Origin of the sequence: Actinotalea solisilvae, from assembly GCF_016464425.1 — a bacterium.
Taxonomy (GTDB): Bacteria; Actinomycetota; Actinomycetes; order Actinomycetales; family Cellulomonadaceae; genus Actinotalea; species Actinotalea solisilvae.
Map to the genome: position 1 here is coordinate 383,366 of NZ_JADDKQ010000001.1, position 25,100 is coordinate 408,465.

Below are 25,100 nucleotides of genomic sequence, written 5' to 3' on the forward strand. Positions count from 1 at the left end.
CGCGGCGGGAGGGGCGATGGCTGCGGTCGAGGTCGAGGGCCTGCGGAAGACCTACGGGGACGTCGTCGCGGTGGACGACCTCTCCTTCACGATCGCGGAGGGTGAGGTCTTCGCCCTCCTCGGACCCAACGGCGCCGGCAAGACGACGACGGTCGAGATCCTCGAGGGGCACCGCGCGCGCACCGCGGGCTCGGTCCGGGTGCTCGGCCACGACCCGGGCGCGCGCAGCCGCGAGCTGCACGAGCGCATCGGCGTCGTCCTTCAGGAGTCCGGCCTCGACGAGGACTTCTCGGTGCGCGAGCTCGTCCGGCTGTACCGCGGCATGTACCCGCGGCGGCGGGGCGTCGACGCGGTCATCGCCCAGGTCGGGCTGGCCGACAAGGCCGACGCGCGGGTGAAGACCCTCTCGGGCGGGCAGCGGCGCCGGCTCGACCTCGCGCTCGGACTCGTCGGCGACCCGGAGCTGCTCTTCCTCGACGAGCCCACGACGGGCTTCGACCCCTCCGCGCGGCGCCGCGCCTGGGACATGGTCGAGGGCCTGCGCGCCCTCGGGACCACCGTGCTCCTCACGACTCACTACCTCGACGAGGCCCAGCACCTCACGGACCGTGTCGGGGTGCTCGTCCGGGGCCGGTTCGTCGCGCTGGGCCGGCCGGACCAGCTGACCGCCGGTCAGGCCGCCGCCGTCGTGACCTTTCGGCTGCCGGCTGGCACCACGGCCGCGGACCTCCCGGCGCTCGACGGCGCCCTCGACGCCGACGGCCCGGACCTGCGCCTGTCGACCCCGCGGCCGACGGCGGCGCTGCACGCGCTCACGGGCTGGGCGACGGCACGCGGCCTCGAGCTGCCCAACCTCGCCGTGGGCCGCCCGTCGCTCGAGGACGTCTACCTCGAGCTCGTGGGCGCCGCGCCCGACGGCGGCCCCGACGCCGACCCCGACGCCGAGCGCGCGACGGCGGCCTCGGGCGCCGTGACCGGGGAGCCCTGATGTCCGCGGCAACGGGTGACGTGCTCGACCGACGTCCGCGCGGCACGGCCCGGCTGCTGGGCGACCAGCTGCGCCACACCGCGACCGAGCTGTGGCGCGCGCGCGTGGTCCTCGTGTTCACCGTGCTGCTCCCGGTGGTGTGGCTCGTCGTCATCGGCTTCCTCGCCGGCGACGCGACGCTCGACGGCCCGGACGGGCCGCGCGTCATGCAGGTCGTCACCCCTGCGGCGGTCGCGATGGGCGTGCTGTTCGCGTGCTTCCCCACGGTCGCCATCGCCCTCGCGGGTGCACGCGAGCGCGGGACGCTCAAGCGCGTGCGCACCACGCCGCTGCCGGTGGCCGTGTTCCTCGCCGGCCGTGTGGGTGGCGCGGCCGCCTACGCGCTCGTCGCGGTCGCAGCCACGCTCGGCCTGGCCGTCGTCGCCTACGACGTGCGCCTCGTGGGCCGGACCCTCCTCGCCACCGTCGTGACGCTCGTCCTGGCCGCGCTGTGCTTCGCGGCGCTCGGCGTCGCGGTCGCGGTCCTCGCACCGTCGACGGCGCTCGCGCAGGCGGCCTCGATCGCCGCGGCCGTCGTGCTCACGTTCGCGTCGGGCCTCTTCTCCGTGGGTGGCGAGCTGCCGGACTGGCTCGAGCGGCTCGGGAGGGTCCTCCCGCTCGAGCCCTTCGCGACGGCGCTGCGGCACCAGCTCGACCCGTCGCGCCCCGGGAGCGGCTGGGACCCTCGCGCCCTGGCCGTCGTCGGCGCGTGGGGGCTCGCGGGGGCCCTCGTCGCGGTCCTCCGGTTCGACCGCGAGCCCCGACCACCGCGTCGGGCCGCCGTCGCGGACGCGGGCCGCGGCGGCGCCGCGACGCGCCCGACGGCCGGGCCTGCGGGCGTGCCGTCCCCTGGCGGGGTCGCGACGCGCGCGACGGCCGGGCCTGCCGGCGTGCCGTCCCCTGGCCCGGTCGAGACCGGCCGGCCGGGTCCGCTCCGGCTCGTCGCGGACCAGGCGCGCGCCGCCGACCGCTCGACGTGGCGGGACCCGGGCACCGTGTTCTTCACCCTGGCGATGCCCGTCGGGCTCTACGCCCTCATGGTCTCGATGCAGGGCCCGCGCAGCGCGACGCCGTCGGGCGTGCCGCTCGCCGTGTCCTTCGCCGCGGGCATGGTGACGTGGGGCGTCGCGGTCGCCGCCTTCATGAACCTGCCGGAGGCCGTGGCCTCGGCGCGCGACCGTGGCGTGCTCGCGCGGCTGCGGACGACGCCGCTGCGGCCCTGGCACCACCTCGCCGGCCGCGCCGCGGCGAGCCTGTGGCTCGTGGCCGTGATCGCCGCGCTCGTGCTCGTGACCGCGCGCCTCGCCTTCGACGCGGGTCCGACGGCCGCTGGCCTGCTCGTGGGCGCCCTCGTGCTCGTGCTCGGGACGCTGAGCCTGGCCGCGTGCGGGTTCGCGGTGGCCGCACCCGCCCCGAGCGCGCAGGCGGTGGGCGCGGTCGGGCTCGCCGTCCTGCTGCCGCTCTCCTTCTTCTCCGACGTGTTCGTCACCGACGTGCCGTCCTGGATGAGCACCGTCGGCTCGCTCTTCCCGCTCCAGCACCTCCAGCACGCCCTGGTCGCCGCGTGGGACCCGGCGGGGACCGCGGTGCCGTGGGGCGACCTCCTCGTGCTCGCCGCCTGGGCCGTCGCCGCCGGCGCGTTCGCGGTGCGCACGTTCCGCTGGGAACGTCGCGCGTCCGGCTGAGCCCGGCCGGTGCCGGCCGGGTCCGGACACCGTGGCGGGCCCGGACGAGCGTGGCGGGTCCGGACGACCGTGGCGGCGCGAGCCGCCGGCGGCGCACACTGGCCGGGTGACGAGCGCCGCAGCCGTCGCGCACCGCCCGCCGCCGGTCGTGACGATCTTCGAGCAGTACGGCGCGGGCGCCGACGCGGTCGGCCGGCGCGTGGCCGAGGCGCTGGCCGTGCCGTTCCACGCGCAGGCGTTCAGCTCCGCCGACCTCGAGGCCGGTGAGGCCGCGCTCGAGCAGAACACGGTCCTCGCGACCGTCTACGCGGCGCTGGGCGGGGCGTACGGCGGCTTCGACGGCGCCGACGTCGTCAGCACGCAGGAGCAGTGCCACGAGCTCGTCGCGGCGAACAACCGCACGGTGCACGAGCTCGCCGCGACGGGCGGCGTGCTCGTCGGGCGCAACGGCGCCGTCGTGCTCGCCGACCGGCCCGCGACCCTGCACGTCCTGCTCACCGGCGCCGTCGAGGACCGGGTCGCGCGCGCCGCACGGGAGGCCGGCATCGGCCTCGAGCAGGCCGCGCGCCGCCAGGCGCGCGAGGACGACGTCCGCGCCCGGATGTCGCTCGTGCTCTACGGGTGGGACCCGCGCCTGCCGGACCGGTACGACCTGGTGGTGAGCACGAGCCGCCTGCCGCTCGAGGCGGTCGCGGACGTGGTCGTCACGGCGGCACGCGCCGTCGCCGCCTGAGCGCCGCCGCCGGACCACCGGCGGGTCACTCCTCCTCGACCCACTCCAGGAGGTCGCCGGGCTGGCAGTCGAGCACGCGGCACATCGCCTCGAGCGTGCTGAAGCGCACGGCCTTCGCGCGACCGTTCTTGAGCACGGCGACGTTGGCGGGCGTGAGCCCCACCCGGTCGGCGAACTCCCCCACGCTCATCTTGCGTCGAGCGAGCTCGACGTCGATGCGCACGACGATCGGCATCAGATGACCGCTTCCATGTCGGCCCGCAGCGCGGTCGCCTGGCGCAGCAGCGCGCGCATGACGACGACGAGCAGGCCCAGGACCGTCACCCCGATGAGGAGCAGGAGCAGCAGCACGGGCGTCCCGGGGTCATCCGCCGTGAATGCGAAGTACCCGAAGGCGACGGCGAGCAGGAGCCAGGCCGCCGCGATCGCCCCCACGATCGTGTCGACCCAGACCAGCGACGTCTCGCTGAAGATGACGTCGTCCTTGACCATCGTCAGCAGGCGCCAGGTGCACACGATGACGACCTGGGCGCACAGCAGCTCGAGGACGAGGAAGACGAGCAGGGGCCAGCGGAGGTAGGCGTCCTCGGGCGACTCGGCGGCCTGGTACGCGAGCGTCCCCGGGACGATGAGCGTCTGCGCCGCGAGGAGCGCGAGGAAGGCCACCACGAGGACGACCCGCAGGAGCGCCACGGTGCGGTCGAGTCTCTTCATGCATCGAGTATCGATCACTTCCTGTCGACGATCGTGCTCGGCGCTCCGTGCGGTCCGGACGACCTCGCGTCGGCCTAGGCTGGCGGCGACGGGACGAGGGGGCGCGCATGAGCCGGGTGGTGGAGTTCGCTCTGGAGGACGGCGGGACCGTGCTGGTCCGGGTCGCCGACGACGTCGCGCCGCGCGAGGCGCCGCAGGGGTCCGTCACGCCGCGTGGCTGGGGGGACTCGTCCGTCGTCGAGCGGGCGCAGCACACGTTCGAGGGCGCGGTCGAGAAGGTCATGCCGGCGGTCGAGTCCGTCGTCGACCGGCTGCGCTCCGCGATCGACGCCCCCGACGAGGTCACCGTGGAGTTCGGCATCGAGCTGAACGCGCAGGCCGGGGCCATCCTCGCGGCCGCGGGCACCACGGCGAGCCTGTCGGTGTCGGTCACGTGGCGCGCGGGAACGGCGCCGCCACCGCACTGACGCACGACCGGTCCGACGGCGCCGGCGCGGACGCGTGCGGCACCCCGTGCGCCGCCCGCCCGGCTCCCTGACTCGCGCCGCGCCCCGTCCCTCCTCGCGGGCGTGAAGCGCTTAGGGTTGGCGCCGGGAGGTGGCCAGGTGCCCAAGCGTCCGACGGTGTACGACGTCGCCCAGGAGGCGGGCGTCTCGATCGCCACCGTGTCGTTCACGTTCCGCCAGCCGGGGCGGGTCAAGGCCAGCACGCGCGAGCTCGTGCTCGAGGCGGCGCGCCGCCTGAACTACGTGCCGAGCGCGAACGCGCGCGGCCTGGCCGACGGCCGGACGGGCGCGCTGGGCCTGTACTCGTTCGACATGTTCCTCGAGGCGACCGGGCCGGGTGCCGCGCGGCCGGTGCGCGAGGACCCCGGCGCCTTCTTCGGCCCCGGCGCCGCGGCCGTGGGCGACCGCGCCTTCGCCGACGACTCGGACGCCGAGGACTTCCGCGTCTTCCCGCTCTACGTCGACGAGGTCCAGCGCGGATTCGAGGTCGAGTGCGCGCGGCGCGGACGCGCGCTCCTCATCGGGAGCGGCCCGAGCGGCGACGGCGGCGCCGTCATCGACATCGCGAGTCGCGTGGACGGCCTCGCAGTCTTCCCCGGCGCGCGCTCGGAGGAGATCATCGCCCAGCTCTCGCACCGCCTGCCCGTCGTCGCGTTCGCGATGCCGTACGGCGCGGGCACGCTCAGCCACGTCCGGGTCGACAACCAGGGCGGTGCCGAGGCGCTGACCGAGCACCTCGTCGTCGACCACGGGATCACCGACGTGCAGTTCGTCGGGGACCCCGAGATGACGGACTACCAGGAGCGGTTCGCCGGAATGCGCGCCACGCTGGCCCGGCACGGGCTGCCCGTGCCCGACCGCGTGCTCGACGCGACCGCGCTCGTCGACGACGCGCCCTACACGGTCGTCCGGAGGTTGGCCGCCGAGGGGCGGCTCCCGCGCGCGCTCGTGTGCGCGAGCGACCAGCACGCGCTCGGGCTGCTCGACGTCCTCGCCGAGCTCGGCGTGGACGTGCCGGGGCAGGTCGCGGTCACGGGTTTCGACGGCGTCGTGGCCGGCCGCCTCTGCACGCCGCCGCTCACCACCGTGCGCCAGCCCATGGAGGCGATGGGGCGCCTCGCGGTCGACGTGCTCATGGCCTCCCTGGTCGACCCCGACGCCGCGCCGGTCGACCACACGCTCCCGGTCCGGCTCGTCGTCCGCCGCAGCTGCGGCTGCTGACGTCTCCCGCGGTCGCACCTCTCCGACCGTCCCCTCGTCCCGCGACGGCTGGCCTCTCGGCCGGCCGCACCGCTCCGGCCGTCCCGTCGTCCCAGGGCGCCGCGGACTCGGGACGTCTGGTCGAAGCACGCTCCGCGTGTCCGGCGCGCTCCGCGTGGCCGGCGCGCGCTCCGACCGCCCGCGGTGCGCTCCGACTGCCCGGGGCGCTAGAAGGGCGGCTCGTCGTGTCCGGGGTCGGGTGGTCGCGGGTCGCCGGTGGGCGTGTGCTCGTCGGGTGGGTCGTCGGTCCATGCGGGGCCGGGGTCGTCGGGGGGTGGCGGGTCGGGGTCGGGCCAGGCGGGTGGCCGGTCGTAGGCGTGGCCGGTCGGTGAGGTCCACACGGTGGTCCCGTCCGCCCCGCGGACGGGGGTCCAGCCGGCGTGGGTCTTGGCGCGGTGGTGGTGGCGGCACAGGGCCTGCAGGTTGTCCAGGCGCGTCTGGTCCACGCCCGCACCCGCAGCGCCCGAAGCACGGGCAGCACCCGGGGGGCTCGCGGGCCCGGACGTGCTCGCGGGGTCCGTCGCGCTGGCGGGGTCTGTGGCGCTGGCGGGGTCTGTGGCGGCTGCGTGATGGTCGTGGTTGAAGGGGTCGATGTGGTCGATGTCGCAGCGGGTGGCCGGGACGCGGCAGCCGGGGAAGGTGCAGGTGCGGTCGCGGGCGGTCACCGCGTTGCGCAGGGGTTGGGTCGGGGCGTAGCGGCGGGTCGAGCGGGCCAGGGGCTCACCGGTGGCCGCGTCGACCAGCAGCGGCTCCCACGTCGAGCGCGCGGCCAGGCGCCGCACGAGGTTCGAGGGGATCACCCCGTACCCGTCCAGCAGGCCGGGCTGGTCCTCCAGGCCCAGGACCGTCGCGGCGGTCGCGGTCAGCGTCAGGTGCGGCGCCCGACCCTGGGTGGTGCGCAGCGGGCGGCCGTCGGGGTGCATGCCGGCGTCCCACCACCGGGTGGCCAGGTCCACCAGCGCGTCGGCGCGGCGCTGATCCAAGGTCCGGGCATCGAAGCGGTCCCGCTCCTCCGGTGAGACGTCCCGCGCCAGCGCGGTCAGCGTGGCCTGGACCGCGACCGCGTCCACCGCGGGCAGGTACGCCGACAGCCACGCCATCGCGTCCGCCGCCGGCACGAGCTCCACCCGCCGCTGGTCGCACGCCCGCCGGTGACGCACCTCCGCACCATCGGGGTCCCGCAACAGCTCCATCCGCCGCAACCGCTGCCGCAGCTGCGGCGCCGTGCATCCCACGGCCTGCGGCAGCACCGCGGCCGCGACCTCGACCGCCACGTGCTCGGGGACCCGGGCCAGCTCATCGACCAGCACCGTCGCCCGCCGCACATCCAGACGACCCTCAGCCAGGGCATCGGCGACCACCGGGACCCGGTCCAGGCCGATCGCCAACCCCACCTTCCCCTCGGCCACCGCACGCGTCACCCCCAACCGCGCCGCGACCTCATCACCCACGAACTCCGCCCGCTCCCCCACCCGCCGCCGACCGAGCTCGGCCAGCGCCGCCGCCTGACCCGCCGCGGCCCACGAGGCGACCCGCTCCCACCCCGCGACCAGCTCCACCAGCGCCGCATCATCGACATCCGCCGGCTCACACCGCGCCAGCACCTGCGCCAACCCCACACCCGGCACCATCGCGTCCAACGCCGCCGCCAACGGATGACGCTCCGCCCAGGACGGCACCGTCCTCGCCTCCACGGCGCCCTCGTCGGTGGTGCCCGCGGCCCCGGACGTCGCGGCGTCGTCGAGCAGCGCGACCGCGCCCGCGCGCGTCCCCGCCACCGGCGCCTCGACCACGGAACTCGACATACCGGACACGCTAGAACCGACCACTGACACGACCCGCGCCCGGGTCGAGGCGCTCACCTCTGCGACTCCCGAGCCGCCCGCGGGCACCCGGGACCGACCGCGCCTCGAGGCCGTTCGCGCCCCAGCGAGCTCGCGCGCACGGCCTCTGCGGTTGCGACCGTCCGGTTAAGCGCTTAGTGTCCCCCTCGTCGACGGTTGCTAAGCGCATAGATCCACGAGGTCGCACGCATCCGGCGCAGTTCCCGCGCCGACAACCGACGTCGGTCGTACTCAACGAGGAGGACACCCATGAACAGGACCGTGCGCGTGAACAGGACTGTCCGCGCAGGCGCCGCCACGTTCGCACTCGCACTCGTCGTCGCCGGCTGCGGCCGCGGCGACGGCGAGGCCGGCGGCGAGGAGACCGCCGCCGCCGTCGACGAGGGTGCCGCGTCCGGGACCGTCGAGGTCTGGGCGATGGGCACCGAGGGCGAGATGCTCGGCGACTTCGCCGCAGCCTTCACCGAGGAGAACCCGGACATCGAGGTCGAGGTCACCGCGATCCCGTGGGACGCCGCCCACGACAAGATCGCGACTGCGATCGCCGCCGGGCAGACCCCCGACGTGTCGATGATCGGCACCACGTGGATGGGCGAGTTCGCCGCGACCGGCGCGCTCGACCCGACACCCGACCTCATCGACGACTCGACCTTCTTCCCGGGCGCGTGGGAGACGACGGACGTCGGCGGCACCAACTACGGCGTCCCCTGGTACGTCGAGACGCGCGTCCTCTACTACCGCTCCGACCTCGTCGCCGAGCCGCCGACCGACTGGGCGGGCCTCACGGCCATGGCCCAGGGCATGCAGGCGGCGGGCGCCGAGTGGGGCATCAACCTCCAGCCCGGGCAGACGGGGGCGTGGCAGACCTTCATGCCGTTCGCCTGGCAGGCGGGCGCGGAGATCGTCACCGAGGACCAGGCCGAGTTCACGCTCGACACCCCGGAGATGGTCGAGGCGCTCACGGCCTACCAGTCGTTCTTCACCGAGGGCCTCGCCCCGACCGAGCTCCCCCAGGGCTCGCTCGAGCCGGACTTCATGGCGGGCAAGATCGGCTCCTTCGTGTCCGGTCCGTGGCACGTCGGCATCTTGGAGGACACCGACGCCGCGGGCATGGCCAACGTCGCCCTCGCCCCGCTGCCGGCCGGCGCGGAGCAGGCCTCGTTCATCGGCGGCGCGAACCTCGCCGTCTTCAAGGACGCCGAGAACCGCGACGCCGCCTGGACGTTCATCGAGTGGCTGAGCCAGCCCGAGGTCCAGGTCCAGTGGTACTCCGAGGTCAACGACCTGCCGTCGGTCGCGTCCGCGTGGGAGGACCCGGCCATCGCCGACGACCCGTACCTCGGCGTCTTCGGCGAGCAGCTCGAGACCGCCGTCGCTCCGCCCTCGATCCCCACCTGGGAGGAGGTCGCGAGCGTCATCGACACCGAGCTCGAGCGCCTGTGCAAGTCGGGGGCCGACCCGCAGGAGGTCGCCACGACGATCCAGCAGCAGGCGTCGTCCATCGGCACCGGGCTCTGACGTGTCCACGGACACCACCGTCCGGCCCGGGGCTCACGCCCCGGACCGGACGGACCCCCCGGCGGTGCGCAAGCACGCCCCGCTCTACTGGCGGCACACCCGCGCCGCGTGGGGCTTCGCGCTCCCCTTCGTCCTGCTCTTCACGGCCTTCACCGCGGGGCCCGTGCTCATGTCCCTCGCGATGGCCGTGACGGACCTGCGCAGCCGCGACCTGCGCGACCCGTTCGCCGTGAACTTCGTCGGCATCGAGAACTTCGTCACGGTGTTCGAGGACCCGCTCTTCCGCAAGGCAGCCCTCAACACGGCGTACTTCGTCCTCGTGGGCGTCCCGCTGACCCTGTGCCTGTCGCTCGGCATCGCGGTGCTGCTCAACTCCGGCATCACGCGGCTCAAGACGTTCTTCCGGGTCGGCTACTACATGCCCGTGGTCACGAGCATCGTCGCCGTCGCCGTCGTGTGGCGCTTCCTGCTGCACCCCGACAGCGGCCTGCTCAACGAGGTGCTGGGGCTCTTCGGCGTCGAGGGCCCGCACTGGCTCGGCAGCACCACGTGGGCGATGCCGTCCATGATCGCCATGGCGACGTGGCGGTCGATCGGCACGCTCATCATCATCTTCGTCGCCGGTCTCCAGGGCGTCCCCACGTCGCTCCACGAGGCCGCGGCGCTCGACGGCGCGGGGGCCTGGCAGCGCTTCCGGCACATCACCATCCCGACGATCCGGCCGACGCTGCTCTTCGGCGCGGTCATCACCGGCATCGGCTACGTGCAGTTCTTCGAGGAGCCGTTCGTCATGACCCAGGGCGGCCCGCTCAACAGCACGCTCTCGGTCGCGTTCCACACGTACAACCAGTTCGGCTTCGGCAACTACGGCTACGCCGCGGCGATGAGCTACGTGCTCTTCCTCGCCGTCGTGCTGCTCACGCTCGTGCAGTTCCGCTTCCTCGGCGAGCGCGACGACCGGCCGCGCCGTCGACGTCGCCGGCCCGTGCCGGTCGCGAGCAAGGAGATCGGACGATGACGACCACCGACCGCACCGCCGCGCCGGTCGTCCCCGACGACGCCCCGGCCGCGCGCCGCACGAAGGAGCGGCCGATCGGCGAGGCGCGCCCCCACATCCTCGCCTACGTCGTCCTCGGGCTCGGGCTCGTCGTCGTCATGAGCCCGTTCTTCTGGATGGCGCTCAGCTCGGTCAAGGGCGAGGGCGAGATCCGCCGCGTCCCGCCGACCTGGTGGCCCGAGGCGCCCACGCTCGACAACTTCCGCGAGCTCTTCGCGCGCCTGGACTTCCCGCAGTTCTTCACGAACTCGATCCTCGTCGCGACCGTCGTGACCCTCGGCAACCTCGTGTTCTGCTCGATGCTCGGCTACGTCCTGGCCAAGTACGACTTCGCCGGCAAGAGGCTCCTGTTCCGGGTCGTGCTCGGGACGCTGATGATCCCCGGCATGGTCACGCTCGTGCCCCTGTTCGTCCTCGTGGCGAACATGGGCATGGTCAACACCTACTTCGGCCTGATCCTGCCGTTCCTCGCGGCGCCGTTCGGCGTCTTCCTCATGCGGCAGTTCTTCCTCGGCATCCCGGACGAGCTCATCGACGCCGCGCGCGTCGACGGCGCCGGCGAGGCGCGGATCTTCGTCCAGATCGTCGTGCCGCTCGCCAAGCCGGCGCTCGCGACGCTCGCGATCCTCACGTTCCTCGGCTCCTGGAACAACTTCCTGTGGCCGCTCGTGGTCGCGACCACGGAGGACAAGTACACGCTCCCGGTAGCGCTCGCGCTCTACAGCACCGGCCAGAACCAGACGGACTACGGCCTGCTCCTCGCGGGCGCGGTCGTCGTGCTCGTGCCGATCCTCGTGCTCTTCCTGCTGCTCCAGCGCTACTTCGTCCAGGGCGTCGCCATGACGGGGATCAAGTGATGGCTGCCGCCGGACCCCCGTGGGTCCTGCCTGCCCCCGCCGACGCCGGGATCGGTGCGGTGCTCGTCGACGGCGGCGCCCCCGCGTCGCTCACGGCCGGCCCCCTCGAGCTGGTCCAGCACGCCGCGTCGCCGTACGAGCCCGGCCTGCTCCAGCTCTGGCTCCGCGACCGCGGGACGGGCGACGTCCGGCCCCTGCTCGGCGCGGGCAGCGGGGGCCGGGTGCACGTCGCGGGGCGCACGGCCGTCGTCACCGGGCGCACCGACGGCCTCGCCTGGCGCGTGACCTTCGTGCCCGACGACGACCGCCCGGCCTGGGCCTGGCACGTCGAGGTCCGGGCCGAGGGCACGGACGGGTCCGGGGACGACGGCGCGCGCGAGATCGACGTCCTGCACGCGCACGACGTCGCCCTGTCGGGCACGGGCGCGCTGCGCGCCAACGAGCTCTACGTGAGCCAGTACCTCGACGTGCGCCCGCTGGGCGAGGACTCGCCCGAGGGGCCGGCGCTGGCCGTGCGGCAGAACCTGCCGCAGGACGGGCGGTACCCGTGGTGCGTGCTCGTGGCCACGACGCCCGTCGTGGGCTGGGCCACCGACCTCCTCGACGTCGGCTGGGCCGACCGGACCGGGCGGCGCCCCGGACCCGCCGGCGACCTGCCGTCGCGCCGGCGCCAGCACGAGCACACGCTCGCGACCCTGCAGACCGCGCGCGTGCGGCTCGCGCCCGGCGAGGTCCACCGCGTCTCGTTCGCGGGCCTCGTCCTCGCCGACCACCCGGCGGCGACGTCGGCCGACGACCTCGAGCACGCGCGCGAGGCGCGCGCGTTCGCGACGGCGAGCGCGCCGTGGGGCCGCCGACGCGACGACGCGGAGGAGCGCGACGTGGCGGCGGGGCGCCCGGCGCCGTCGGGCGTCTACGACAGCGGGCGGACGCTCGTCACCCGCGACCTCACGGCCGACGAGCTGCGGGCCCGGTGGCCCGGCCGGTGGCGTGCGGTCGAGGAGGAGGCCGACGGCCGCCCCTGGTCGTTCTTCACCGGCGACGCCCAGCACGTCGTCACACGCGCCAAGGAGCTCGCGGTCCTCCGTCCGCACGGCACGATCCTGCGCACGGGCGCGTCGGCGCTGCCCGACCCGGCGGGCCTCACGGCGACCGCCTGGATGACCGGGTCGCCGCTCTCCTACCTCACCCGCGGCCACGCGTCGTCGGGCCGGGTGCTCACGACGGTCCGCGGGTACCTCGGCCTGCACCGCGCCTACGGCGTGCGCGTGCTCGTCGAGGTGGGCGGCCGGTGGCGTCTGCTGGACCTGCCCTCGGCCTTCGCGATGACGCTCGACGCGGCGCACTGGACGTACGCGCTCGACGCGGACGTCGAGGGCGAGGCCGGCACGGTCGAGGTGCGCACGTCGGCCCCGCCCGGCGAGCACCGCGTCCGGCTCGAGGTGCGCACCACGGCCGGACCGGAGCGGCGGGTCCTCCTCGCGCTGCACCTCGCCACGGACGCCGACCCCCTGCCGTCGGCGCGCCGCACCGACGTGCGCGAGGACGGCGCGACCCTCGTCGTGCGCAGCCGCGACGGCGGGGCGCTCGAGGTCACGGCGACCGCGCCGGTCGAGGTGGGCGACGGCGGCGCCCTGGTCGACGACGGCGTGGCCCGCGACCGCTCGACCCTGACCCTGACGACGACCGGCGCGGTGACGCTCGACCTGCGCGTGCGCGCCGACGAGCCGGGACCTCCCGCCGCCCGGGCCGCGCGGACGCCCGCGGGGGCGTCCGGGCCCGCGGCCGCGTCCGACGACGTCGCCCGCGCGTGGTGGTCGCAGGTGACGGCCCTGCGCGTCGGGGACGCCCCCGCGGCCGAGCCGCTCGCGGTGAGCCTGCCCTGGCTCGTGCGCGACGCGCTCGTGCACTACCTCTCGCCGCGCGGCCTCGAGCAGTACACGGGCGGGGCGTGGGGGACGCGCGACGTGACGCAGGGACCGCTCGAGCTGCTCCTCGCGCTCGACCGGCCGCGCGACGCGCGGGCCCTCCTCCTGCGCGTGCTGAGCGCGCAGAACCCCGACGGGACGTGGCCGCAGGCGTTCGGGTTCCTACCCGGCGACGAGGGCTTCCGGCACGAGCCGCCGCACGGCGACGTCGTGCACTGGCCGGTGCTCGCGCTGGGCCGCTACCTGCTCGCGACCGGCGACGCGTCCGTGCTCGACGAGGTCGTGCCCTTCTGGGCGCCCGGGACCGGGCACGGGGCCGCCGACGCACCGCGCGGCGCGGGGCGGGGCACGAAGCGGGGCACGGAGCAGGGCACGGAGCAGGGCACGGTGCGCGAGCACGTCCGGCGCGCGCTCGACCGCGCGCGGTCCGACGTGCTGCCGGGCACGCGCCTGGTCGCGTACGGGCACGGCGACTGGAACGACTCCCTCCAGCCCGCCGACCCGGCGATGGCACGCACCCTCGCGAGCGCGTGGACGGTGACCCTGCACCACCAGGCGATGTCGACCCTGGCGGCGGGGTTGCGGACCGCCGGGACCGACGAGGACCTCGCGCGCGCCCTCGACGAGGACGCCGCGGCCGTCGCCGCGGACCTCGACCGCCACCTGCTCGTCGACGGCGAGCTCGCGGGCTACGTCCAGCTCGACCCGCCGGCCGCACCGGGCGCGACGCCCGAGGCGCGACGCCTGCTCGTCCACCCGCGCGACGCCGAGACGGGCCTGCGGCACGGGTCCCTGCAGATGATCCACGCACTGGTCGCCGACCTGCTCGACCCCGCGCAGGCCGAGCGCCACGTCGCGCTCGTCCGCGAGCACCTCTCGGGGGTCGACGGCGTCCGTCTGTTCGACCGGCCGCCGGCCTACCACGGCGGCCCGATGCGGCACTTCCAGCGGGCCGAGACGGCGAGCTTCGTCGGCCGCGAGATCGGCCTCATGTACGTGCACGCGCACCTCCGCTGGTGCGAGGCGATGGCCCGCTGGGGTGACGCCGACGCGCTCTGGCTGGGCCTGCTCCAGGTGCTGCCGCCCGCGGCGGCCGCGACCGTGCCGGGTGCGCGCCCGCGGCAGGCGAACGCCTACCCCTCGAGCTCGGACGCCGCGTGCCTGCACCGGGAGGACTTCGCGGCGCGCTACGACGACGTGCTCACCGGCGCGACGGGCCTCGAGGCCGGTTGGCGCGTCTACTCGTCCGGCCCTGGCGTGCTGGTGCGCGTCGTCGCGCAGTCGTTGCTCGGCGTGCGGCGCCGGGCGTCGGTGGTCGAGGTCGACCCCGTGCTCCCGGCCGCGCTCGACGGCCTCACGGCCGCGGTGCCGCTCGACGGCGGCGTGCTGCGCGTCCGGTACCGCGTGGGGCAGCGCGGGCACGGCCCCGCGGCCCTGCGGCTCGACGGCGCCGAGCTCGCCGCGACCCGCGTGGCCAACCCCTACCGGACCGGCGCCCTCGCGGTGGACCTCGTGGCCCTCGCGCCCGCGCTCCACCCGGACGGGCCGACGCTCGAGGTCGACCTGCCGTGACCCGCGCCTGGCTCGATGCGGGCCTCCCGGTGGCCGAGCGGGTCGACGCGCTGCTCGCGGCGATGACGCTCGAGGAGCGCGTCGCCCAGCTCCACCAGGTCGCGAACCCCGACCCGGTCCGCGACGCCGAGGCCCTGCGCTCCGGCGCCTTCGGGACGTGCATCGTCGCGAGCGGCGCGTTCGCGGGCACGGTCCGGGACGCCGGCACGCAGGCCGCGTCGGTCAACGCCCTCCAGCGCGTCGCGGTCGAGGAGTCCCGCCTGGGCGTCCCGCTGCTCGTCGCGCGCGACGTCGTCCACGGGCACCGGACGGTCTTCCCGATCCCGCTGGGGCAGGCCGCGTCGTTCGACGCCGACCTCGTGCGGCGGTGCGCGCGGGCCGCCGCGGTCGAGGCGACGGCCGACGGCGTCCGGTGGACCTTCGCGCCCATGGTCGACGTCGCCGCGGACGCCCGCTGGGGACGCGTCGCCGAGGGCTGGGGCGAGGACCCCTGGCTCGCGTCGGAGCTCGGGGCGGCCGCGGTCGAGGGCTTCCAGCACGGCCGCGGCGGCGGCGGGCTGGCCGACCCGGACGCCATGGCCGCGTGCGCGAAGCACTACGTCGGCTACGGCCTGGCGCAGGGCGGGCGCGACTACGCCGAGGTCGACGTCGGTCCTGTGACGCTGCACAACCGCCACCTGCGGCCGTTCGTGGCCGCGGTCGAGGCGGGCGTCGCGACCGTGATGACGGCGTTCCACACGCTCGACGGCACGCCGATGACCGCGCACGTCCCGCTGGTGCGCGAGCACCTCAAGGGCGCGCTGGGCTTCGCGGGCGCCGTCGTGAGCGACTGGGACGCGGTCGCCGAGCTCCTCCTGCACCGGGTCGCCGTCGACGGCGCGCACGCCGCGGCTCGCGCGCTGCGCGCGGGCGTCGACGTCGACATGGTCAGCGGGCTGTACGCCGCGCACCTCGTCCGGCTCGTGCGCGAGGGTTCGGTCCCGGCGGCGCTCGTCGACGACGCGGCCGCGCGCGTGCTCGCGCTCAAGGTGCGCCTCGGTCTCTTCGAGGACCCGTACACGGACCCCGGGCGCGCCGCGGCCGTCCACCTCTCCCCCGCCCACCGCGCGCTCGCGCGCGAGGCGGCGGCCGCCGCGGTCGTCGTCCTGCGTGACGACGGCGCCCTGCCGGTGACGTCCGCCGGCGGGGTCCGCGTCCACGTGACGGGCCCGTTCGCGACGGCGCGCGACGAGCTCTTCGGCACGTGGACGCTCGACGGGCGGGGCGAGGACGTGGTGACGATCGCCGAGGCCGCCGCCGAGCGCCTCGGTCCGTCCGTCACGGTCGACGACGGCCGGTTCACGGACGCCGCCCTCGTCGCGGCGCGCGCCGCGGACGTCGTCGTCGCGTGCGTCGGCGAGCACCCTGCGCGGTCCGGCGAGGCCAACTCGGTGACCTCCCTCGACCTGCCGCCGGGGCAGCGGGCCGCGCTCGAGGCCCTGCGGCGCGTCGCGCGCCGGCTCGTCGTGGTCGTCGTGACGGGTCGACCGCTCGCGCTCGACGGCCTGCCCGGCGACGCGGTGCTCCTGGTGTTCCACCCGGGCGTCGAGGGCGGTCACGGCGTCGTCGACGTCCTCACGGGAGACGTGCCGGCGCGCGGCCGGCTGCCCGTGAGCCTCCCCCGCTCGACCGGTCACGTGCCGCTGCACCACGACCACCTGCCGACCGGGCGGCCGCTCGACCCCGACGGCGACGTCGACCGCTACCGCGACGACCGCGACCCCCCGCTGCACGTGTTCGGCTCGAGCGCCGCGGCGAGCGACGTCGTCTACGGACCGGTGACCACGTCGGCACCGACGGTCCGCACGGGCGGCGTCGTCACGGTGCGCGCACGGCTGACCAACGGCGGGCCGACCGCCGTGGTCGAGACCGCCCAGCTCTACGTGCGCGACGACGTCGCCGAGGTCTCGCGTCCCGTCAGCGAGCTCGCGGGCGTCCGCCGGGTCGCGCTCGACCCCGGCGCGTCGGACGACGTCGTCTTCGACCTCACCTCCGCGGAGCTCGCCCACCGGGACGCGTCGGGCCGGCCCGCGGCGGTGCCCGGCACCTTCACCGTGCGGATCGGTCCCGACGCGCGCACGGGCCCGACGGCGCGGGTCGAGCTGCTCGACGCCGACGCCGACGCCGACGCGCACGACGACGACATCGCGCTCCGGCGCCCGGCCGACGCGGGGAGGTGAGCACCGACCCCCACGACCCTGATCGACCGACGACGTTCGACGGAGGGACACGACCATGACCAGAGCACGACGAGCACGGACGGCCGCGCTGGCCACCGTGGCGCTCGCAGCGACGGGGCTGCTCGCCCTGCCGACCGCGGCCTCGGCCGGCGGAGGGCACGGCGGCGGCCACGGCTGGGGGCACGGCGGGGGCGACGCCGACCGGGCCACGCTCTACGAGTACGCCGCCGACACCTGGGCGTCGTTCGAGGCGATGGCGCACCCGGACACCGGCCTGCCGGCGGACAACGTCGCGGGCGACCTCGACCCGGCGTCCCGCAGCGGGTACACGTCGCCGACGAACATCGGCGCCTACCTGTGGAGCACCGTGGTCGCGCGCGAACTCGGCCTCATCGACCGGCGTGAGGCGCGCGACCGGCTGACGCAGACGCTGGGCAGCGTCGCGACGCTCGAGCGCCACGACGACTCGGGCATGTTCTACAACTGGTACAGCGAGGCCACCGGCGAGAAGCTGCGCGTCTTCCCGACCGACGGCGGCACGGTCTACCCGTTCCTGTCGAGCGTCGACAACGCGTGGCTCGCGACCGCCCTCGTGCTCGTGGGCAACGCCGAGCCGCGGCTGCGCGACGAGGCCGACGCGATCCGCTCGACCATGGACTTCGGGTTCTTCTACGACCCGGCCGTGCGCCAGCTGCGCGGAGGCTTCTGGGACGAGCCGCCGGCCGACACCGCCGCGGTCGTCGGGAACTACCGGGACCGCGGGCCGGACGTCTGGTACACCGGCCACCACTACGGGACGCTCAACACCGAGCCGCGCATGGCGAGCTACCTCGGCATCGCGTGGGGGCAGATCCCGCCCGAGCACTACTTCTCGATGTTCCGCACCTTCCCGGACGCGTGCGACTGGAGCTGGCCCGAGCAGCGGCCCGTGGGCGAGACGCGCACCTACCTCGGCGTCGACGTCTACGAGGGCGCGTACCGCTACCGCGACATGCAGCTCGTGCCGACCTGGGGCGGGAGCATGTTCGAGGCGCTCATGGTCGACCTCTTCGTGCCCGAGGCGGAGTGGGGCCCGCAGAGCTGGGGCGTCAACCACCCGCTGACCGTGCGCGCGCACATCGAGCACGGCATGGAGGAGGCCGGCTACGGCTACTGGGGCTTCTCGCCCGCGAGCGACCCGCGCGGCGGCTACCGCGAGTACGGCGTCGACGCGATCGGCATGGACACGAACGGGTACACGTCCGACCACGAGCGCACGAGCGTCGACCCCGGCTGGGACGACCCCGCGTGCTTCCGCGCTCCGAGCATCCCGACGGAGTACGGCGACGGCACGGTGACGGCGCACGCGTCGTTCCTCGCCCTGCCCTACGCGCACGACGAGGCGATGGACAACCTCGCGAAGATGCGGACCGAGCTGGGTGCCTACGGCCCGGGCGGGTTCTACGACTCGGTCGCCGTGCGCAGCGGGATCGTCGCGGAGCGGTACCTGTCGCTCGACCAGGGCATGATCATGGCGGCGCTGGGCAACGAGCTCCGGCACGACGCCGTGCAGCGGTACACGGTCCAGGGCCCGATCCGGCAGGCGATCCGGCCGCTCCTCGCGATGGAGGAGTTCAGCGCCGCGGGCTGAGCGGCGGGCGGCGGCCCCGGGCCGCGGAGGGAGGACGGCCGCCGGGGCCGGCGCCAGGTGCGCCGGCCCCGGCGGCGTCGGCGCCGTCCGGGAGCGCCCCGCCGTGCGTCCCCGCCAGGGCCCCCGCCAGCTCGGCCCGGGAGCGCACCCCGAGCTTCTGGTAGACGTGCCGCAGGTGGTACTCGACGGTCTTCGGGCTCAGGAACAGGGCGGCCGCCGTCTCGCGTGTCGTCCGGCCGCTCGCGAGCATCGCGGCGATCTGACGCTCCTGCGGGGTGAGTCGGTCCGCCGCGAGGGCCGGGCGACGCGTCGCGGTCTCCCCGGTGGCGCCCAGCTCGTGGGCTGCGACGTCGGCCCAGGGCGTCGCGCCCAGCGACTCGAAGGTCGCGAGCGCGGAGCGGAGCAGCGGACGCGCCTCGGTGCGCCTCCGTGCGCGCCGCAGCCACGCGCCGAACGCCAGCTCGGTGCGCGCGCCCTCATAGCGGTCCGCCGTGCGCGCATGGAGCTCGAGCGCGCTGCGGAAGTGGACCTCGCCGTCCGCCGCGGCGAGGCCGAGCGCGCGCTGCGCACGCGCGCGGGACCAGGGCTGGCCCTTGGCGTCCGCCGCCGCGGCGAAGCGCTCGGCGAGCGCTCCGGCCTCGTCCGTCCGCGCGAGGTGCACGTAGGTCTCCACCAGCTCGGGCGCGCAGGACTGGTCCGGGTCCCCGAGGCCGCGCTCGGTCAGCTGCCCGAGGAGCTGCTCGTAGTGCCGCGCGGCGTCCTCGACGCGCCCGGCGCCCGCGGCGAGGTCGCCCTGCGCGAAGGTCGCCCAGAACGACGCGAGCCGGATGTGGTGGCGTCGCGCGAGGCCCAGCGCGGCCGTGACCGCGCGCAGGCAGTCCGTCGACTCTCCCCGACGCGCGTGCAGGCACGCGAGGCCTGCGAGCGCCACCGTGAGCTCGGTGGTGTGGCCGGCCTCGTGCGCGAGCCGCACGGCCTCGAGGTAGGCGGCCTCGGCGTCGTCCCAGCGGTCCGTCGTGGCCGCGTCGCGCGCGAGGTGCATGAGCAGGTAGGGCAGGGAGCCCAGCGCCGACTGCTCGCGCAGGCGGTCGATCGTCTCGCCGACGACGTCGCGCAGGTCTCCCGCGTCGCGCAGCCACAGCGCGCCCTGGATGCGCAGCGGGAGCCGGAAGCGGTCCCCGCGCTGCACCCCGCCGTCGGGGGCGACCAGCGCGTAGGCGGCGGCGCGCAGGCGTGCGACCCCGGCCTCACCTGCGCCCGCGATGACCATGGCCATGCCGGTCGCGATGAGCCCCAGGGCGCGGGCGTCCGCGTCGGTCGTGACGTCAGCGAGCGCGTCGATCGCCTCGCTCGCGCGCATCGCCGCCGCGGGGGCGCCGAGGTAGAAGGCCACGTGCACGGCGTCGGCGAACAGGCGGACGGCGGCGTCGGGGTCGGTCCCACGGACGGCCTCGGCCGCCTCGACGAAGGTCACGAGGGCCTGGTCGAGCGAGCCGCACCGCGTCTCGACGGCGCCCCGGCGCTCCTGGATCCGCGCCCGCAGCAGGGGTGGCGGATCGGCGGCGAGGGCGCGATCGAGCAGTGCGACGGACCGTGCGGTGAGCCCTGCGAGCCACGCCGCCTCGCCGGCGGCGGCGAGGCGGCCCACCCGGCGCGTCGGCTCGGCGGTGAGCTCCGCGGCGCGCTCGTGGGTGCTCGCCGCGAGCGCGTACGCACCGCGCGCCGAGGCCTGCGCAGCGACGCGGTCGAGCGTGGCGGCCGTGTCCTCGTCGGGCGCCACCGCGCTCTCGGACAGGTGCCACGCGAGGCGGTCGGTCTCCGACCGCGGCAGCACCGCGGCGACGGCACGGTGCACCGCCCGGCGCGCGGCCGGGCCGGCCGACCCGTAGACCGCGGACCGGACGAGGGGGTGCCGGAACGTCACCCGGTCCCCCGTGACCGTGATCAGCCCGACGTCCTCGGCCTGGCCGAGCCCGGGGTCGGGCACACCGAGCGCAGCGCACGCCTCGAGCACCACCGCGAGGCTCGCGCCGTCGGCCGCCGCGACGAGCAACCCCGTCCGCGTGGCCGGGGTGAGCTCGCCCACACGCCCGAGGAAGGCCCGGCTCAGCTGCTCGGACACCGCGACCGGCGCCCCGGCGGGCGCGTCCGCGGCGGTGCCGCGTGCGCCGAGCTCGAGCAGCGCCAGCGGGTTCCCGGCGGTCGCCAGGTGCAGCCGCTCGACGCGGTCGTCCCGCAGTGCGGCTCCCGCGGCGCGCGCGAGGAGCGCTGCGGTCGCCGCGAGGTCCAGCCCCACGACCACGAGCTCCGGCAGCCCTGCCCACGCTGCGGCGCCGCCCTCGCCCGTCCGCACCCCGACGAGCACCGCGACCGGGTCGGCGACCAGGCGACGCGCGGCGAAGACGAGCGCCTCGGCCGAGGGCGCGTCGAGCAGGTGGGCGTCGTCCACGAGGACGGCGAGCGGGGCGTCCTCGGCGGCCCGGCACAGCAGGCTGAGCGTCGCCGCACCGACGGCGAAGCGGCTGGGCGGTGCCTGCGTGCCCGGGCCGGGACCGAGCAGGAGCGCCGCCTCCAGGTGGCGCGCCTGCGCGGTCGGGATCTCGTGGAGCACGCCGAGCACGGGCCGGAGCAGCTGGTGGAGTCCCGAGAAGGGCACGAACTGCTCGGACTCGACGCCCTGCGCGCGCAGCACGCGCATGCCCTCGGCGTGACGCGCGGCCTCGTCGAGCAACGCGGTCTTGCCGATCCCGGGCTCGCCGCGCAGCACCAGGACCCGGCTCTCGCCCGCCCGGGCGGCGGCCAGGAGCGAGCCGACGGCCCGCCGCTCGGACTCCCGTCCGACCAGCACGTCTGCGAGCCTACGCCCGCCCTCCGCCGACGGCGGTTACTAGGTGGGCCCCCTGATGCGACCGTCGCGGGCGGCGTCCTACGGTCGGCCGATCCCGGGGCGACGACGTCCCGGACGGCAGAGAGGACCACGATGATGACCACCGTCGAGGAGCCCGTCGGACTCGACGTCGACACGCTCATGGCCTTCGTCCTCCGCGCGGTGGACGAGGTCGGTGCGACGCTCAACGCCGGCCTCGTCGTCATGGGCGACGAGCTCGGCTACTACCGCGCGATGGCGACCGGGCCGACCACGCCCGCGCGCCTCGCGCACGACACCGGTACGGCCGAGACCTACGCCCGCGAGTGGCTCGCGGCGCAGGCAGCCGGCGGCTTCGTGGCGCTCGACCCGGTCTCGGGCGAGTACACGCTCCCGCCCGAGCACGCCGTCGCGCTCACGGACGAGCAGAGCCCGGCGTTCCTGCCCGGGCTCTTCCAGCTCGCGCTCGGCACGCTCGCCGACACGGGACGCGTCGTCGGAGCGGCGCGCGCCGGGGGCGGGCTCGGGTGGCACGAGCACGGCCCGGACGTGCACGTCGGCTGCGAGCGCTTCTTCCGGCCGAGCTACCACGCGCACCTCGTGAGCGAGTGGCTGCCCGCGCTCGACGGCGTCGTCGAGCGGCTCGAGCGCGGCGCGCGCGTCGCGGACATCGGCTGCGGCCACGGCGCATCCACCGTGATCATGGCTCAGGCCTTCCCCGCCTCGACGTTCGTGGGGTCGGACTACCACGCCGCGTCGATCGCGCACGCGCGCCGGCGCGCCGAGGAGGCGGGCGTCGCGGACCGCGTGGACTTCGAGGTGGCCCCGGCCCAGGAGTTCGGCGGGTCGGGCTTCGACCTCGTCACGACGTTCGACGCGCTGCACGACATGGGCGACCCGGTCGGGGCGGCGCGTCACGTGCGCTCCGCGATCGCCGACGACGGCACGTGGATGGTCGTCGAGCCCATGGCCGGGGACAGCGTTCACGACAACCTCACGGCCGTCGGGCGCGTGTACTACGGGTTCTCGACGCTCCTGTGCACGCCTGCGTCGCTGTCGCAGGACGTGGGTCTCGCGCTCGGGACCCAGGCCGGGCCGGCACGCCTGCGGGACGTGGTCACGACCGGCGGCTTCACGCGCTTCGCGCAGGTCGCCCAGACGCCGTTCAACCAGGTGCTCGAGGTCAGGCCCTGACGGGCCGGCGGGCGGCGGCGCACCCGGCGCCGCCGCCGCCGGGCTCACCGCGACGCGAGCAGCGTGAGGAGCGCCGTGGCGAAGGCTTCCGGGTCCTCCATGAAGCCCGCGTGACCGCCCGGCAGCACGACCGACGTCGTGCCGAGCCGGTCCGCGAGCGCGTCCGTCGCGCGCCGCGCGATCTGCGCCCCGGACGTGGCGCCGACCGCGGGCACGACGTGCGGTGTGCCGTCGCGCAGCGCCTCGACCGGGGCGTGCCACCGCGTGAACGGCACGAGCATGCGGAGGAAGAAGAGCTCGTCGTCGGCGTCGTCCTTGGCCGTGCGCGGCGGGGCGGCCGCGGCGGGGTCGCCCGTGCTGCCCGGGTCACCGCCGTCCTGCCCAGCGCCGTCCTGCCCAGCGCCGTCCTGCCCAGCGCCGTGCGGCGGCCAGGCGGCGGGCGGCACGCCGTCGGGACCGACGGGCCCCTCGTGCACGACCAGCGAGACGAACGCGCCCCACGCGGCGCCGGCGCCCGCGGCGCGGTAGGTCGCCTGGACGGCGTCGACCGCGTCGCGGAGGTGCGGCGCGTCCTCGAGCAGCTCGCAGAGCGGTGGCTCGTGCGCCACGACCGTGCGCACGTGGCCCGGGTGGCGCACGGCGAGCGCGAGCGCGGCGACGCCGCCCCCGCTGCTCCCGAGCACGTCCGCGGGTCCCCCGCCGACGGCGTCGACGACCGCCGCGAGGTCGTCCGCCTCGTCCTCGGGCGTGACGTCGCGGGCCGGGTCGTCCACCGTGCTGCGCCCCACGCCGCGCGGGTCGTAGGTCACGACGGTCCGGTGCGCCGCGAGCAGGTCCGCGACGGCAGCGAAGGGTCCGCTCGTCATGGGCTGGGCGACCGTCAGCAGGAGCGGGCCCGAGCCGCGGACCTCGTAGTGGAGCTCGGCGCCCGGGACGCGGAGGCGGTGCTCCCGCGGCGTGCGCGCCGTCGTGCCCGTCGAGGTCGGGGTGGTGGTCATCGTCGCCTCCGTCGTCTCGGGGACGTCGCGCGTCCCGGTCACCTGTCGGACCCCCGCGCCGCGCGGATCTCATCGGGTCCCGCGACCACGTGCGGCGCGGGGAGCGCCGGGCCGTACCCGTGGCGGCGGGCGCGCAGCGCGGCGACGAGCAGTCCCGGCCGGACCAGCAGGAGGGGCGAGCCCACGAGGTGGTAGACGCGGGCGACGGTCGCGCTCGCGAGCGCGTCACCGTGGCTCGCGAGCCGGTCGAGCTCCTGGGTCCACCGGCCGAGGGCGGCCTGCACGCGCGTCGGCGTGCCCTCGGCGCTCGCGTACCTCAGGTCGCTGCTCGTCGCGATGGCCCACGGCAGGGCTGCGACGCGCACGAACCGGCGCAGCAGGCGGCGCTCCTGCCCGGGCCGCCAGCCGCGCGCGAGGGCGCGGCGCAGGACCAGCGCCTCGCACGCCGCGACCGTGACGCCCTGGCCGTAGACGGGGTTGAACGCGCACAGCGCGTCCCCCAGGACCAGCAGCCCCGCCGGCCACCCGCGCACGCGCTCGTAGTGGTGCCGGCGGTTGCCGGTCTGCCGGTGCACGACGACGTCGCCCACCGGGCGGCCGGCCCGCGCGAGCCGGGCGACGGCGTCGTGCCGCAGGCCCTCGAGGAAGGCGTCGAACCCCGCCGGGTCGCGCGGAGGGCGCACGCCGCCCGCGCCCGTGGCGCCGACGAGCCACTCGCCGCCCTCCACGGGCAGGGCGATGCCGCCGGACGGGTCGCGGGGCGTCTGGAGGACGACGACCCCGGGCACGGCGACGCGGGCGCCGTCGAGCGCGTACCGGCGCGCCGCGTACCCGAGGTGCGCGTCCACCTCGGACGTCGCGGCGGGCGCCACCCCGGCCGCGGCGAGCCACGCGGGCAGCCGCGAGGAGCGGCCGGTGGCGTCGACGACGAGGTCGGCGGGCAGGGGCGCGCCCTCGGCCGGGTCGACCCACCACGCGGGCCCGCCGGGGCCGCCGCGACGCAGCCCGGCGACCCGTGTGCCGTCGCGCACGACGACGCCCGGCAGCGCGCGCACGCGCCGCAGCACGACGTGCTCGACGAGCGGGCGCGACGCGGACAGCAGCGGCAGCTGCGGCCGTCCGGTCGGCGCCCAGCCGAACTCGCCCAGCCACGCGAGGTCGCCGGTGTCGAGGGCGACCGCGCCGGCCGCCTCGAGCTCGGCGCGGAAGCCGGGCAGCAGCTCCTCGATCGCGAGCAGTCCGCGGTGGAGGTACACGTGCAGCAGGCGACCCTGCGGGACGCCGGGCCGTGGCCGGGGCGCGTCCGGCAGCTCGTCCCGCTCCACGAGCGTCACGATCCGCCCGTGACCGGCGGCGGCGGCGGCCGCGCACGCCCCTGCGAGCCCCGCGCCGAGGACCACGACCCGCAGCGGTGCGGCGGCGCGCGCCGCACGCCGCCCGGCACCGTCGGCCGCCCCCGTCGCTCTCACGCACCCTCCCGATGCCGGACGTC

Annotated in this window: 18 protein-coding genes; 12 read left to right on the top strand and 6 right to left on the bottom strand. The window is 76.3% G+C overall.

Annotation, left to right across the window (positions count from 1 at the left end):
- The first annotated feature begins 16 nt into the window (after positions 1–16).
- From JIG38_RS01720 to JIG38_RS01730, 3 genes are all read left to right on the top strand, one after another.
- Positions 17–988: an ABC transporter ATP-binding protein gene (locus JIG38_RS01720; protein WP_199421747.1), complete on the top strand. Its 972-nt coding sequence runs from the start codon at positions 17–19 to the stop codon at positions 986–988.
- Entirely contained in the window at positions 988–2,712 is a 1,725-nt protein-coding gene (locus tag JIG38_RS01725; protein ID WP_199421748.1) for an ABC transporter permease, read from the top strand. Before JIG38_RS01720 ends, JIG38_RS01725 begins: the two co-directional genes overlap by 1 nt.
- Positions 2,713–2,818: 106 nt before the next feature.
- Positions 2,819–3,445, top strand: a complete 627-nt coding sequence (locus JIG38_RS01730; protein WP_199421749.1) for a cytidylate kinase-like family protein — start codon at positions 2,819–2,821, stop codon at positions 3,443–3,445.
- Between the two features lie 25 nt (positions 3,446–3,470).
- Here the strand turns inward: JIG38_RS01730 and JIG38_RS01735 are convergent, their stop codons facing one another.
- A complete protein-coding gene (locus JIG38_RS01735; protein ID WP_199421750.1) occupies positions 3,471–3,680 on the bottom strand; it encodes a helix-turn-helix domain-containing protein in 210 nt (69 codons plus the stop codon).
- On the bottom strand, positions 3,680–4,159 hold the full coding sequence (locus JIG38_RS01740) for a DUF2975 domain-containing protein (protein WP_199421751.1): 480 nt from the start codon (positions 4,157–4,159) through the stop codon (positions 3,680–3,682). The genes JIG38_RS01735 and JIG38_RS01740 overlap by 1 nt, the downstream gene beginning before the upstream one ends.
- Before the next feature lie 107 nt (positions 4,160–4,266).
- Between JIG38_RS01740 and JIG38_RS01745 the strand changes: the two genes are divergently transcribed.
- Both JIG38_RS01745 and JIG38_RS01750 read left to right on the top strand, forming a co-directional pair.
- Positions 4,267–4,626, top strand: a complete 360-nt coding sequence (locus tag JIG38_RS01745) for a CU044_2847 family protein (RefSeq protein WP_199421752.1) — start codon at positions 4,267–4,269, stop codon at positions 4,624–4,626.
- A 138-nt stretch (positions 4,627–4,764) separates the two neighbouring features.
- A complete protein-coding gene (locus JIG38_RS01750) occupies positions 4,765–5,886 on the top strand; it encodes a LacI family DNA-binding transcriptional regulator (RefSeq protein ID WP_199421753.1) in 1,122 nt (373 codons plus the stop codon).
- Positions 5,887–6,092: 206 nt separating this feature from the next.
- Here JIG38_RS01750 and JIG38_RS01755 read toward each other — a convergent pair whose 3' ends face one another.
- Entirely contained in the window at positions 6,093–7,730 is a 1,638-nt protein-coding gene (locus tag JIG38_RS01755; protein WP_199421754.1) for an HNH endonuclease signature motif containing protein, read from the bottom strand.
- Between the two features lie 288 nt (positions 7,731–8,018).
- Between JIG38_RS01755 and JIG38_RS01760 the strand changes: the two genes are divergently transcribed.
- The 6 genes from JIG38_RS01760 to JIG38_RS01785 all read left to right on the top strand — a co-directional run bounded on the left by JIG38_RS01760 (position 8,019) and on the right by JIG38_RS01785 (position 18,550).
- Entirely contained in the window at positions 8,019–9,287 is a 1,269-nt protein-coding gene (locus JIG38_RS01760) for a sugar ABC transporter substrate-binding protein (protein WP_199421755.1), read from the top strand.
- Positions 9,288–9,351: 64 nt separating this feature from the next.
- On the top strand, positions 9,352–10,305 hold the full coding sequence (locus JIG38_RS01765) for a carbohydrate ABC transporter permease (RefSeq protein ID WP_307844442.1): 954 nt from the start codon (positions 9,352–9,354) through the stop codon (positions 10,303–10,305).
- Positions 10,302–11,201, top strand: coding sequence for a carbohydrate ABC transporter permease (locus JIG38_RS01770; protein WP_199421756.1), 900 nt, complete (start codon positions 10,302–10,304; stop codon positions 11,199–11,201). The genes JIG38_RS01765 and JIG38_RS01770 overlap by 4 nt, the downstream gene beginning before the upstream one ends.
- Complete coding sequence (locus JIG38_RS01775) at positions 11,201–14,701, top strand: cellobiose phosphorylase (RefSeq protein WP_199421757.1); 3,501 nt, start codon at positions 11,201–11,203, stop codon at positions 14,699–14,701. Before JIG38_RS01770 ends, JIG38_RS01775 begins: the two co-directional genes overlap by 1 nt.
- Positions 14,698–16,920, top strand: coding sequence for a glycoside hydrolase family 3 N-terminal domain-containing protein (locus JIG38_RS01780; protein ID WP_199421758.1), 2,223 nt, complete (start codon positions 14,698–14,700; stop codon positions 16,918–16,920). Before JIG38_RS01775 ends, JIG38_RS01780 begins: the two co-directional genes overlap by 4 nt.
- A 55-nt stretch (positions 16,921–16,975) precedes the next feature.
- Positions 16,976–18,550, top strand: a complete 1,575-nt coding sequence (locus JIG38_RS01785; protein ID WP_199421759.1) for a glucoamylase family protein — start codon at positions 16,976–16,978, stop codon at positions 18,548–18,550.
- Here JIG38_RS01785 and JIG38_RS01790 read toward each other — a convergent pair.
- The gene (locus JIG38_RS01790) at positions 18,534–21,398 is read right to left on the bottom strand and encodes an AAA family ATPase (protein ID WP_199421760.1); all 2,865 of its coding nucleotides are present in this window, start codon (positions 21,396–21,398) and stop codon (positions 18,534–18,536) included. The genes JIG38_RS01785 and JIG38_RS01790 overlap by 17 nt on opposite strands.
- Positions 21,399–21,530: 132 nt before the next feature.
- Between JIG38_RS01790 and JIG38_RS01795 the strand changes: the two genes are divergently transcribed.
- Positions 21,531–22,610 carry a class I SAM-dependent methyltransferase gene (locus tag JIG38_RS01795; protein WP_233404139.1) on the top strand — a complete coding sequence of 360 codons (1,080 nt, stop codon included), beginning with the start codon at positions 21,531–21,533 and terminating at the stop codon, positions 22,608–22,610.
- A gap of 44 nt (positions 22,611–22,654) precedes the next feature.
- On the opposite strand, the gene JIG38_RS01800 is transcribed toward JIG38_RS01795, so the two are convergent.
- Together JIG38_RS01800 and JIG38_RS01805 are read right to left on the bottom strand one after the other, a co-directional pair.
- On the bottom strand, positions 22,655–23,608 hold the full coding sequence (locus JIG38_RS01800; protein ID WP_199421761.1) for an alpha/beta fold hydrolase: 954 nt from the start codon (positions 23,606–23,608) through the stop codon (positions 22,655–22,657).
- Positions 23,609–23,646: 38 nt separating this feature from the next.
- Entirely contained in the window at positions 23,647–25,077 is a 1,431-nt protein-coding gene (locus JIG38_RS01805; protein ID WP_199421762.1) for a hypothetical protein, read from the bottom strand.
- Positions 25,078–25,100: the final 23 nt, after the last annotated feature.

Bases quoted from the DNA above. Each gene is read 5' to 3' on its own strand.
- JIG38_RS01720 (WP_199421747.1), top strand. From the start codon at position 17: ATGGCTGCGGTCGAGGTCGAGGGCCTGCGGAAGACCTACGGGGACGTC.
- JIG38_RS01725 (WP_199421748.1), top strand. From the start codon at position 988: ATGTCCGCGGCAACGGGTGACGTGCTCGACCGACGTCCGCGCGGCACG.
- JIG38_RS01735 (WP_199421750.1), bottom strand. From the start codon at position 3,680: ATGCCGATCGTCGTGCGCATCGACGTCGAGCTCGCTCGACGCAAGATG.
- JIG38_RS01740 (WP_199421751.1), bottom strand. From the start codon at position 4,159: ATGAAGAGACTCGACCGCACCGTGGCGCTCCTGCGGGTCGTCCTCGTG.
- JIG38_RS01745 (WP_199421752.1), top strand. From the start codon at position 4,267: ATGAGCCGGGTGGTGGAGTTCGCTCTGGAGGACGGCGGGACCGTGCTG.
- JIG38_RS01755 (WP_199421754.1), bottom strand. From the start codon at position 7,730: ATGTCGAGTTCCGTGGTCGAGGCGCCGGTGGCGGGGACGCGCGCGGGC.
- JIG38_RS01760 (WP_199421755.1), top strand. From the start codon at position 8,019: ATGAACAGGACCGTGCGCGTGAACAGGACTGTCCGCGCAGGCGCCGCC.
- JIG38_RS01770 (WP_199421756.1), top strand. From the start codon at position 10,302: ATGACGACCACCGACCGCACCGCCGCGCCGGTCGTCCCCGACGACGCC.
- JIG38_RS01775 (WP_199421757.1), top strand. From the start codon at position 11,201: ATGGCTGCCGCCGGACCCCCGTGGGTCCTGCCTGCCCCCGCCGACGCC.
- JIG38_RS01785 (WP_199421759.1), top strand. From the start codon at position 16,976: ATGACCAGAGCACGACGAGCACGGACGGCCGCGCTGGCCACCGTGGCG.
- JIG38_RS01795 (WP_233404139.1), top strand. From the start codon at position 21,531: ATGATGACCACCGTCGAGGAGCCCGTCGGACTCGACGTCGACACGCTC.
- JIG38_RS01800 (WP_199421761.1), bottom strand. From the start codon at position 23,608: ATGACCACCACCCCGACCTCGACGGGCACGACGGCGCGCACGCCGCGG.